Below are 11,431 nucleotides of genomic sequence, written 5' to 3'. Positions count from 1 at the left end.
AATGGTGGGGTGGGGGTGGGGGTGGATTCCCGTTGTCCCGAGCAAACGCGGCACCAGAAAACGCAAGAGCCAATGCAGAAACTAAAAGGGCTGACTTTTTCATGACTTCCTCCAATCAATTCGTGTTCCCAAAAGGTTCCAGAAGGATCTTCTGATCATCCTGGATCGTCGCTTTAATGCGTCCCCAAAACTTCGGGAGGGACGCCTTTCCTATAGCAACCCCTATGCCACTATTGTAACTAATTGTTTTTAATTGTTATGTTTATGGATTCAAGCGTCATTGCCGAATGCAATTTGTAAAGGATCCGCAACAATTCCTGCTCCAATTCGCTATGGGTTCCCTGAAACGCTACTGTTGCCGCGCGTAACACAGCATTCACGGTGGGTGCGAACTTGCTTCAGAAAAGATACAGGCGCTGGTGTTGCAACCATCTCTGGCGAAAACAGGGTCTACATAGCAGGAGGATATCTGGCATATTAAGGGTGTCGACGGGCGGGAGAGGTTATGCTGACAGGGTTTTAGGGCGTGGGAACGTGGGGGTGCCCGTTTGTCTCACGAATCGCGCTGAACAGGGTTTGCTGGAAGAAATCGGCCGCATCTTCGGCGACTGTCCAGTCCACCGTGCCCTCCGTCCGGAAGGCTTTGAGCGTGGCCTCCAACACCCGGTGGTAGGCATGATGGGCGATGTCGATGGTCGTGCCCGTCAACCCCAAGGCCACGATAGCGGCCGTTATGGGGGAGGACAACGTATTCAGCAGTGGCGTCGTCGCCAGCCACTGGAGATTTTTCACAGCCAACCCTTGGATCAGCCCAACAGAGGACCTCGCCCACCTTGGCGATGACCGCCTCCAAGTAGCCCAGATCCTGCAGGTCTTCCAGCACCAGTACAAATTCGTCACCCCCCAGGCGCGCGGCAAAATCTGTATGGCGCAGAGCCCGTTTCAAGCGTCCGGCCATATCCACCAGGAGACGATCACCAATGGCGTGTCCATGGATATCATTAATGGCCTTGAAATCATCGAGATCGAGCATCCCCACGGCCAGCAGTCGCTCATGGCGAAGTGCCCGGGCGCTGGCGTCGCCCAAACGCCGGGCAAGGCCGAGTCGATTGGGCAGACCGGTGAGGCAATCGTGGTGGGCTTGCCAAGCATGAGACTCTCGTTCAGCCGCCAATTGTTGACGGCTATGATATTCATCCAAGGCAATATGGATATTGCTCACCAGTTGATTTAAGAGGTTGCACAGCCGATCCAGAAAGGTCCCGACATCTTCGGCCAGATGGAAAATCAGGCCCACGACATCTTCTGGGAAGCTTTCCTCATCGCGCCGGCAAATAGAAACGATTCCCCGGTCACCTTCATTGAGATAAAAGGGCGCACCCGCAAAGCCCCCGATGCCGTTAGCGATGGCCAGATTCCGCCAGGGCGCCATAATCGGGTCGTCACGATGGCAGACATAAGGCTGCCCCGAACGGACAGACTGCCCACTGGGTCCAGCCCCTTCTGGAACGTCAGGATCAACCGATACCCGCATGCTGGCGAGGCCCGAAACCCCAGGACTCGCCGCAGCCGCAATGGACAACTCCGATTGTCCATTGGGAGCAATACCAATCCAGACCAAGGGAGCTTGCAGGATATTGGCGATCAGGCTGACTCCTCGGGACAGGATATCCTCTATGGACGACTCGGGTTGCGGATGCGTCAGCATCCGGTTTACCTGGGTAATAGCCCGATAGAATAGATCGCGGGAGGTCGCCCGCGTGCTGCAAGCACGCCCGTCGTCCGGCGTCATAGTCTGTGCCCAAAAGCGCGGCATAATGGCCCTCTATGAGTGGCAGCGCCAGCGCCAGGAAAGGCTTGCGCAGCAGGGGTTGTAGACTCTTCTCCTGATGCAGGAGTGCTGCCCAGCGATGGGTAAATGCCCTCGCCCGCGGCGCGATGGATGGACCATGGCGCCGCAGCAGAGACTCTTCGCCCGGATTAGGTACGAGAAAACGTGGCAATAGATCTGATCCCGCACCAATGAGTGACATTTAGGTTCCTCTCTTGCCACCGCTAAGGATATTTAGGGCAACATCTGGTTCCGGAGGCAGCCCCATGTCACCCGGCGGCACATTCCGCCGCTTGGTAGACATACACCGGCGCGACGGAATTCCCTACCCGCTCACTGAAATCCGCCCTGATGCGTAAAGACTGCTGCCGGTATTTGCCTTGCATCAACATTTGCACATCGGCCTCGGAACCTAGAGCATCATAGGTCAAAAAGGTGCGGGGTCCGCTGGTGTTGCCGGAAATCAAGCCCACCCACTGTTGATCGCCAGAAACATCAAGCCGTTGATAAAAGACAGGAATCCAACGTCTGACGGCATTGGCATGGACTCCGTGCCCCATCAACCAGAGCTGTAGACTCTCTAGGGGAGTATGTACCCGATCCGACAATCCGAGAACCCGCCATTGCAAATTCGAGCCGTAGAGGAAAAGCCCCAAGCGGTCCCTGGCTGCATCGTCCGGCCAGATGAGTCGGCAACCCACAGTCCGGACTTTACCCATTTCGCCCTCATTTTCGCCAATCACCTCCGCAGAAAATGGAATCTCTCCATCGGGAATCAGCAAGCGACCGCTAATTTTATCATGTAGGACCATCTCTTGCGCTAATCGCGAATAAATACGAAATCCGGAAAGCGATACGTCTTCGGCAATGGCCAGTTCCGACGGACCCGACGGATCATCAATACGCACCACAAGCGGTACGGGAAAGCGATATTCATTGCGCCGGTGACGACGCAAAAGGGTCATAGCCACCACCAGTGCCGCCAACCCGATATTCACAAAAGACCATAGTATGTTGGCCACCAGTGCGCTCGTAGGGAGCGCACCGTACCCAGATAATCCCCATATCCCAAAAGGAATAGCAATTGCATTCGCCGCCAGTATGGAATATTGGGGGATTATGTAGTGATGATCTCCATGATGGGAGCTAACATTCTTTGGCGTCACGGAAAAGGTGATTCTTCCTCTGAACCAACCCAAGGTTGACACCATGAGCGCCCAGAACCGCGTCATATTGAACTGCTCTGTCTGGAGCACACGGCCATAGCCGCGATTGATTTCCTCAAAAGCCCAGAACGTGAGCACGTAATAGGGGATGAAGTGCCACAGAAAGGTGACACTAGCAATATCAACGATGGGCAACCATCCCAGAACCAATACCAGCACCGGTGCAATATAGAATATTCCTTTCTGCCAACCATCGAAGTAGGTAATGGTTGATGCCAGATAATTGATTCTCTGGGGTATGGTCAGATCGCGAGTGAACAGAATGCCCTCTTTGCGCCACACCTGCATGGCTCCTTGCCCCCAGCGTATGCGCTGCTGCAGATAAGGGCCTATGGATAGCGGTGCTAACCCATACGCCAGAGATTCCGGATGATAGACTGACGTATAACCCTTTTTGTGCAGGCGCAGAGAGGTATGCAAATCCTCCGTGACCGTTCCCGTGGCAAAGCCACCAATACTATCCAGCGCCGTCCGGCGGATCACCGCACAGCTACCGCAAAAGAATGCGGCATTCCAGTAGTCCTTGCCGCGCTGTATCACGCGAAAGAAAAGTGACTGCTCCATCCAGATACTCTGACTGTGCGAATTTTTTATATGCTGGTATGAATCGAGATTGTAAAAATCCTGTGGTGTCTGTACGAAGGCCACATTTTCGTCGCTAAAATATCCCAGGGTATGTGTCAGGAACTCTTTTGCTGGAATATGATCTGCATCAAAAATAGCCAGAACATCCGCCTCGATATGGTGCAGGGCGTTATTTAAGGATCCGGCTTTGGCGTCGGTGTTGTCCGTGCGCGTGAGATAGTTGCACCCGATCTCCCTGGCGAGGCGCCGCATCTGGGGTCGGCGGCCATCATCCAGTAGCCAGGTCTGATGGGGATAATCCATACGGATGGCACCTAGCAATGTTTGGCGCAGCATGCCCACGGGTTCGTTGATCGTCGGTACGAGTACAGCCACCCGCAAACCGGGGGGTGCGGGCGGCGCTTTCCTTAATGTCAGACGCCAGGTCATGAACAGATGGAGCATGATGGTAAAGAAACTGAAAAGCTCCGCTCCATATAGAACAACAGAAAAAACCAGATGGTCTTCATTCAGGACTCCCGCCCGCCAAGGGAGATACCAGACTGCGGCGAGGAGAAAAATGAGGATGACGACTGTTTTTCCCTTGCCCAGGGATTCATACGGGATATGTTGAGTCATAAGGCACCTCCGTTGGCTTGTTATTTCCTACCGGTTACGCAAAGCATATACAGCCACGGCTGGCAGGGGTGGGTAAAATAAGGTGCCCTGCCCCTCGCCAATACCGCTATCCGTCACATAAGCAAGCTGGCTGACTTGTTCAACATTCTGGGCCATAAGCCGGGCTCCATATTGCCCGGCCCATTCGTTCAAATCCGCTATAGCCCCATGGACAAGAGCGGGGTCCTCTCCGACAAATATATCCATATCCAATTTGATGATTCCCGGCTTCAACATGCGCAGTAGCTTGGGGACCAGAGCAAGGTCATCCACATGATCGAGGACGATACCCACCCCCAGCTGACGAATGGCCGGCATCCGCGAAACCCATTCGGCGGGGTGTAACACCAGATCCTCTGCATTGATTTCCAGCCTGATCAGGCACGGCAACAGCGCAGACTCTCCGATCACGGCATCCAGCAGAAGGGGAAATGCGGCATCGCAGAGAAATGACGGGGACACATTAATCCCCAGATGCATTCCGGCGGTGACTTGTGGAGGCCATGACGCAAAGTTCATGCACGCGTGGCGCAAGGCCCAGGCTTCCAGGGACAGAAGGACACCATGAAGTCGCGCGGAGGGGAAAAACTGTTGCGGGTAGAGCAGTCCGTGGCGAGGGTGCTGCCAGCGTAGCAATGCTTCTACGCCACAGACTGAGTCATCCGGGAGGTGCGCCTGTGGCTGGTAGTGCAAAAACAGTTCATCGTGATTTATTGCTGTCATTAGTTCTGCGCCAGAAAACCCTCTATCTGTTGTAACGACGGAAGGGGGTGTCTGGTTGTACAGTTCCATGTCCGTACCTCCTGGACGTGTAGTCTGTAGCAAAGCCGCCTTGGCATTGGCGATTAAATCCGTGGGAGTGAGCCCATGGAGAGGATACAAGACAACACCCATATCCGAATCGATGGCACCACGCTCAGCCATAGCGGAAAAGGGGTCATCCAACAGGGCATGGAGGCGGCGTGCCAGAGACAATGCGGCTCCAGTACCCTTCACACCCTCCGCCAGGAGGGCAATATTTTGCCCGTTCAACAGGGCAACGCTGTCGATGCGCCGCACCAAGGGCAGCAGGCGGTCATAGATCTGGCGTATGAGGCCAGGATGCACAAGGACGCCACGGGTGATCTGCGACACCAGACAGTAGCGAGGGCGAATGAGCAGCAAGGCGAAGTTTCCCCCGTTTTTCTGCACTCGGCGGATCGCGCAGGTCATTCGCTGCTCCAGCGAAAGCCTGCCTGCCGGATGATCCTGCGGCAAATCCATACTGTCCCCCTCAATTCACGAACAACAGGCAATCGGTGACGTTCCCTTCCCTACATCTACTTCTCGTTGTGGAAATGGTTATACTGAACGCAAGAGTCATGCCGCGAAGCGTAACGGCGCCTGAGAGCCTGTAAACCTGACAAACGTGGCAACGAAAGAGATGTTTTGTCCCAGCCCTTTGTAACGTTATTGTGACAACCTTGGAGGGTGTCCTTTCGGGAACTGCCCTCTGCATCGGTTTATTTGGTGCTTTTTATGGCGTTAAGGAATGTTTCAGGAAAGCTACAGTCAGGACGAAGGGAGAGGGTTGCCGATGACATCACTTTGAACCAAAACAACCACCAACAATAACGAGCCAGATTCATGCTGATTCCCAGTCCGACAGACATAAAGCGAGGAGGTTTTGATGCCAACTACTCCAGCCGCCCAAAGCACTGCCTAAGCTAGGTAACTGATTGTATTAAATGCGCATGTCACCGCCGGATGTAAGGGCACTTCGAATAACAAAAATTTCACGACTTGAGAATGGAATATTCCCCCTTCCTCGCCGATTTCAGGCGATTTTTACGCATTATCCCTACTTTATCTGCGTATTTTTAGCCTTTTTCATGGGCTTTGGACGGACTGATCCCTACCTGGCCACCGATTGCTGCATCAAGCAGGTAAATCGCCGCATGTTATAGACCAGATTCATCATGCCGATTTTGACTTCAGCGCGAGCCATACCAATGGTGCGCAGAAACTTACCACCCTTATGTCTTGGAACCAGTCCCTGTGGATTGGTACCCTTCGGCTGATCCCCGGAGCGAGGCGGGCAAGACTGGTTGTCACCCAAGGAATCAATCCTGTAATGCAGATTAATCGCTCGCCTCACCTTTGCCACCCGTTCGGACGGTATCCAAGGCCTGCCCTGGGCAAGAGCCTGCACAGATAAGGTTGAACCGGCATGGTCCGTAGATCGCCGTTATCTTTTCAAGGAGATTGGCATGACTAATCCTACTCTATTCGTTGGTATCGACGTGGCCAAGACCAAATTCGATGTGGCTCTCTTGAACGCTGAGGGCAAGTATCGCAGTAAGGTCTTCCCCAACACACCCGTTGGACATCAGCAGTTCCTGGAGTGGCTGACCAGGCACGACGCCCAGGAAGCCCATCTTTGCATGGAGACCACGGGCGTCTACGGGCGGGACCTGGCACGCTTTCTGGCGCAACAGCAGATCCTCATCAGCGTGGTCAACCCGGCCCAGATCCATGCCTTCGGCAAGACAGAACTGACCCGGGCCAAGACGGACAAGGCCGATGCCCGGCTCATTGCCCGGTATTGCCGGATGCACCGTCCTGCGCCCTGGGTGCCGCCGGCTGAGGAGATCGTCACCCTCCAGGCCCTGGTCCAACGTCTGGAGGACCTCCCGGCACTGCAAACGATGGAGAACAGCCGACTGGAAGCGGCCGAGGGGCCAGCGCGGAAGTCTGTGGAGGCCGTCCTGGAATTTGTTCATCAGCAGATCGAGATGGTACGCCTGCAGATCGAGATCCATATCGATAAACACCCCGATCTCAAAAACCAACAGGAGTTGCTGTCCAGTATCCCTGGTATTGGGGACAACACGGCCGCCACCTTGCTGGCCTTTCTCAGCCCCTTGGAGCGGTTCCACTCTGCCAAACAGGTGGTTGCCTATGCCGGCCTCAATCCCCGCATTCGCCAGTCGGGTCAATGGGCAGGAAAGACCCCCATCGCCAAGGCGGGGAATGCTTTGTTGCGCAAATCCCTCTACCTGCCGGCAGTGGTCGCCAAGCGGCACAACCCCATCATCGCATCCTTTTGCGACCGGCTATTGGCCCGAGGCAAACGCCCCATGCAAGTGGTGGTCGCCGCCATGCGCAAGCTCCTGCATCTGGCTTTCGGCGTCCTCAAGTCGGGGAAACCGTTTAACCCCAAATTGGGAGTTGCATAACGCCGTCCAAGACGATATCTGACAGACGCCGACGCTCATACACCAAAGTTGACGATAGCTCGAAAAACATTCGTTTGGCAAACATCATCCACTGCCAACCTATAATATGTTATAAACAGCGGTCTTTAGGTTTTTTTCGCCGATATTCAGTAGGCCGAAAATGTCTTCTCCATATCTTTGCATGGCCAATGATGCGATGATGGACTGGCCATATTCATCGAAAGCAGCACTTATCTGCTGTCTGTGTGCATCGTTAAGTGGTAAATTTTGTAGGCTCTCCTGAAGTTCTTTATGTATGCCATCGTTGATGGTAAAACCATTTAGCAGGTTCGGCATGTGTAGTAGAGATGCACGCACGATGCGGGTTATCACCATCCATTTGGCAAACCAGCCATGGATGGTATAAGGGTGTGCTGGTTCTTTTCTTTGCTGGTATTCCGTAGCCCAGCCCGCCAATTCCGTAGCCGGCATGGGTTTGGCGTAGATATAACCTTGCAAGGAAAGGCCACCAATGCTGGCCAGCATGTCTGCAATGGCGTCATTCTCTACACCCTCCGCCACGCAGGCCATATTCAGGTCGTTGGCAAGATTTGCTAAAATTATGACAAAGTTGATAGTGTCAGGATTTTTTTCCAGAGCACATATGAAGGACTGGTCAATCTTTATTTCGTCGATAGAGAGAGCGCGTAAGCGATTAAGGGATGACTCACCGCTACCCACATCGTCCAGTGCAATACGGAATCCTGCGTTGCGCAGTAGAAGAATTTGTTCTTGGGCGCTAGCTTCATCCAAGGCACCGGTTTCCAGAATCTCCAGCGTGATTTTAAGTGGCCCCGTGCCGCCAGGATGATTTTGTTGCAACAAATTGGTGGCTCCCCATCGCGCGATTTTTTGCAGAAAGGCGGGATGCTGAAAGGCCTCGGGCGGCAGGTTGATGGACAAGGAAGGAGGGAAGATTTTTTTTGCCACCCAACGTTGGGCATCTTTATGGATTTGTTGTAGACCTTTTTCAAAAAGGGAAAGCAACTGCGTACTACCGAATGCGGGTAGGAAGAAATAAGGAGAGATGAGGTGATCGTCATCACGCAATCGCGCCAGAGCCTCAGCTTTAACGATGCGATGAGTACCCGGATTCACTACGGGTTGATACCACATTTCCAGACCATCATTTTGCAAGAGTTCTCGGTAACGACGCCGGTCCTGCAAACTGATGGACGGAGCAGTGCGGATAACGGAACTTTTTTCCAACGTCTCCAGACGATCGCCAAAAAAGTGCTCGAGAGACGCCCAAAAGCTCTGTTGCCAAGGCGGATGAAAATACCCAGGCCATGGGCTGTATAAGGTCATGAGGATTTGTGGGGCTCCGGCAAGGGTCAGGATAGGATGTATTGCCATAGAGCGTAGGCCGAGGGCTTGGGCCTTGGTCCACTCCTCAGGCGATAATTCCTTCTGAATGCTATCGATTTGAACGGGCTTTTCGTCTCGCCAAGCCTGCAACAATAAATTATCTCGCTCGATCGCACACCACTCCATGATTTCTTGGGACTGGCTTTCGTGCAGAGTATTGCCGAAACTCAACTCGCAACGCAGGCCGTAATTTTCTCCAACGCTGACGATTTCGACGCCGGTGATTCCTGGAATTTTAACAATGCGCTGCAGTGTTTCCCTTATGATGTCTTCACGATTAATGGCTGTAGAAATGATCTGCCTAATATTTTCAAGAGTATCGGCCCGTTCATTTTCGGCCTCGGTATAGGCCATGAGTTGCCATGAGAGGTCATTGCTGAGGCGCTCCATGATGATGGACTGCAGCGTGACACTGTTGGCCAAATCAGAATTGATGGTATCTTCCAGAACGGCGCGATAGACCTGAAAGGATTGGGCCAGAATGTCTGCAGGCAATCCGATCCAGGTGTGGCGCATGCCGGCCTCTCTGGCCATGGACATATGCTTTTCCCGGCTGATGCCCGGTGAGAGAACCTGCGTCAGGTAACGCACTTGGCTGGTCTTGAGATGGGCCATTTCGGCATCTGAAAGGAGACTCAGGATATGCGCCGATGCCTCGGCACGCATTAGGGTGTCGTAAAAGTCCGCAACCACGGTCTCGCTGTAATAGCACAGCAGCTCCTTCACGGCGTTGAGCCAGATATCAACACGATCGTAAGGGTCGATCATGCTGAGTCGCCTGCGGGTACTTCCAACCACATCGCCCCCTGCGGAGATGATCAGCTCCTCCGCCACCTTGCTATCGGAACTGGGCACCGATTTTTGACCGTCATCTTCACGTTCATGTTGGTCCATTATTCCAGCCTCCTGTTTTATGCCGCTATGCTACATTGTCTCGCATAACCCTCACCGCCTGCCCAAGCCCTTCCTGAAATCGGTGGCTATGCTCATGCAGTTGCCCGAGTAGCCGATGGAGTTCCTCCATGAATCAGACCGCCCTCGTAAGCAGTCGAGGCATCTGAAGTCGCCGCAGATAATATAGGCATACTTGCTAATTTCGGTTGCATCCAAAGGCAGTTTCTGACGTGCCCAGACCATCCAATCTGGAACTTCGTTTGAATATGTCTGCAAAATCCCAGTAGATACCTGAGGTAGGGTAATCGGTTGATATGTCGAAGTATCACTCCCAGATCACGGTTGCAATGCATTCACAAGAAAATCGGCAAACATTCTCTGGAGGTCGCCCTGGGAATCACCAGTCGCACTCAGCAAGAAGCTTCACCGCAGCGTATATCGGAAGTGAATCGCGGGCACTGCGCGATTAAGAGCGCGCATTATCTCATCGACTGGAACCTTGATGAGGACCGCAGTCGCGTCCGCATAGGCTTCGGCCCGGAAAACCTCACCCGCCTACGCTGCCTCGCCATCGGCATCAGATCACTGCAGCCAATTATGCACTATGAGCCCAGGCACTCGGGAAAACTCGCCCACATTGGCGCTCACCAATATGGCCTTGGCTGCCAGTGCATGGGAGGCAATAAGCAAGTCATTCGGACCAATGGGCTGGCCGCAGGCGGCAAGGTGTTGACGGATTTCCGCATAAGCCTGATCGGCCGGCGTGTCATAGGGGAGCACATCCATGGCCGCGATAACGGCGTTCACCTGTTCTGTGAGTCGGGGAGAATTTTTCTTTGCTGCGCCATAGCGTAATTCACAAACCACCACAATGGAGGTGCATACGGTCGCCTCGCCGACAACGGTAATCTTCTGTGCCACTATACCCTGTGGATGCCTGATCAAATCCGACAGAATGTTGGTGTCCAGCAGGTAGCGACGGGTCCCACTCACCATTCGATGTCATCCAGCGGGAGAAGATCGCGATCCGTATCCGGGAACTCCTCATCCAAGGCAGAAAGACTCGCCAGAGTGGCCAGAAGCCCTTTGCGTTTTACGGGCTCGATAATCAAGCGATCATCCTCACGCCGCATGATGGCCTCTTGCGCGTCCATCTCGAACTCACGGGGAATACGAACCGCTTGATTGCGGCCATTCCGAAAAAAACGTACATGGCGTTCCGTATGCATGGTAACACCTCTCTTTAGACATAGGTTTCAGCATAGGCCGCACGCCATCGACCCGTCAATGGATACATTCAAGTATCGATTGGCTGGCCTTCCGGGCGCAAAGGGACAAAATGCTGTTGCCATCACCTGTTGCCACTGCTTTTCCCCGTACCCCTCAGTCTCCCGGAGAATGGGGCCAACCTAAAATGAACCGCCCCGGGTTTCGTGGAGGCCATTTGGTTTAAGTGCAGGCCGTTAATTCGGTCTGTTCGGCGAGTTGCCGATAGTAGTTTGCCTCAGCTTCTGCCGGAGGGATATAGCCGATGGGTTCGAGCAGCCTGACATGGTTGAACCACGCCACCCATTCGAGGGTCGCCAGTTCCACCGCTTCCCGTGTCCTCCACG

At 53.8% G+C, this 11,431-nt stretch carries 7 protein-coding genes and 1 pseudogene; 1 reads left to right on the top strand and 7 read right to left on the bottom strand.

The genetic code is table 11. From position 1 onward, the window contains the following. Nucleotides 1–553 precede the first annotated feature (553 nt). The 3 genes from HF921_RS13365 to HF921_RS10665 form a co-directional block, all read right to left on the bottom strand. Nucleotides 554–1,816, bottom strand: coding sequence for a sensor domain-containing diguanylate cyclase (locus HF921_RS13365; RefSeq protein ID WP_064219760.1), 1,263 nt, complete (start codon nucleotides 1,814–1,816; stop codon nucleotides 554–556). A 284-nt stretch (nucleotides 1,817–2,100) separates the two neighbouring features. After that, nucleotides 2,101–4,260, bottom strand: coding sequence for a glycosyltransferase family 2 protein (locus tag HF921_RS10670; RefSeq protein WP_215892762.1), 2,160 nt, complete (start codon nucleotides 4,258–4,260; stop codon nucleotides 2,101–2,103). A gap of 27 nt (nucleotides 4,261–4,287) precedes the next feature. Continuing rightward, nucleotides 4,288–5,562, bottom strand: coding sequence for a GGDEF domain-containing phosphodiesterase (locus HF921_RS10665; RefSeq protein ID WP_064218457.1), 1,275 nt, complete (start codon nucleotides 5,560–5,562; stop codon nucleotides 4,288–4,290). A gap of 986 nt (nucleotides 5,563–6,548) precedes the next feature. Here HF921_RS10665 and HF921_RS10655 point away from each other — a divergent pair. Then, nucleotides 6,549–7,517 carry an IS110 family RNA-guided transposase gene (locus tag HF921_RS10655; protein ID WP_215892763.1) on the top strand — a complete coding sequence of 323 codons (969 nt, stop codon included), beginning with the start codon at nucleotides 6,549–6,551 and terminating at the stop codon, nucleotides 7,515–7,517. Between the two features lie 99 nt (nucleotides 7,518–7,616). Here HF921_RS10655 and HF921_RS10650 read toward each other — a convergent pair whose 3' ends face one another. From HF921_RS10650 to HF921_RS10635, 4 genes and pseudogenes are all read right to left on the bottom strand, one after another. Further along, nucleotides 7,617–9,818 carry an EAL domain-containing protein gene (locus HF921_RS10650; RefSeq protein WP_064218460.1) on the bottom strand — a complete coding sequence of 734 codons (2,202 nt, stop codon included), beginning with the start codon at nucleotides 9,816–9,818 and terminating at the stop codon, nucleotides 7,617–7,619. 582 nt (nucleotides 9,819–10,400) lie between these two features. Continuing rightward, nucleotides 10,401–10,814, bottom strand: coding sequence for a type II toxin-antitoxin system VapC family toxin (locus HF921_RS10645; protein WP_226834484.1), 414 nt, complete (start codon nucleotides 10,812–10,814; stop codon nucleotides 10,401–10,403). Beyond that, the gene (locus tag HF921_RS10640) at nucleotides 10,808–11,047 is read right to left on the bottom strand and encodes an antitoxin (protein WP_009566530.1); all 240 of its coding nucleotides are present in this window, start codon (nucleotides 11,045–11,047) and stop codon (nucleotides 10,808–10,810) included. Before HF921_RS10640 ends, HF921_RS10645 begins: the two co-directional genes overlap by 7 nt. Nucleotides 11,048–11,267: 220 nt before the next feature. Further along, nucleotides 11,268–11,431: pseudogene (locus HF921_RS10635) on the bottom strand (IS3 family transposase); the annotation flags it as partial.

This window comes from Acidithiobacillus ferriphilus, assembly GCF_018854775.1.
Taxonomy (GTDB): Bacteria; Pseudomonadota; Gammaproteobacteria; order Acidithiobacillales; family Acidithiobacillaceae; genus Acidithiobacillus; species Acidithiobacillus ferriphilus.
Note: the sequence above shows the minus strand (reverse complement) of the source record. Positions and strands in the feature narration are given on the sequence as shown.

Coding starts and splice junctions, on each gene's coding strand:
- HF921_RS13365 (WP_064219760.1), bottom strand. CDS start 1,816: ATGCCGCGCTTTTGGGCACAGACTATGACGCCGGACGACGGGCGTGCT.
- HF921_RS10670 (WP_215892762.1), bottom strand. CDS start 4,260: ATGACTCAACATATCCCGTATGAATCCCTGGGCAAGGGAAAAACAGTC.
- HF921_RS10665 (WP_064218457.1), bottom strand. CDS start 5,562: ATGGATTTGCCGCAGGATCATCCGGCAGGCAGGCTTTCGCTGGAGCAG.
- HF921_RS10655 (WP_215892763.1), top strand. CDS start 6,549: ATGACTAATCCTACTCTATTCGTTGGTATCGACGTGGCCAAGACCAAA.
- HF921_RS10650 (WP_064218460.1), bottom strand. CDS start 9,818: ATGGACCAACATGAACGTGAAGATGACGGTCAAAAATCGGTGCCCAGT.
- HF921_RS10645 (WP_226834484.1), bottom strand. CDS start 10,814: ATGGTGAGTGGGACCCGTCGCTACCTGCTGGACACCAACATTCTGTCG.
- HF921_RS10640 (WP_009566530.1), bottom strand. CDS start 11,047: ATGCATACGGAACGCCATGTACGTTTTTTTCGGAATGGCCGCAATCAA.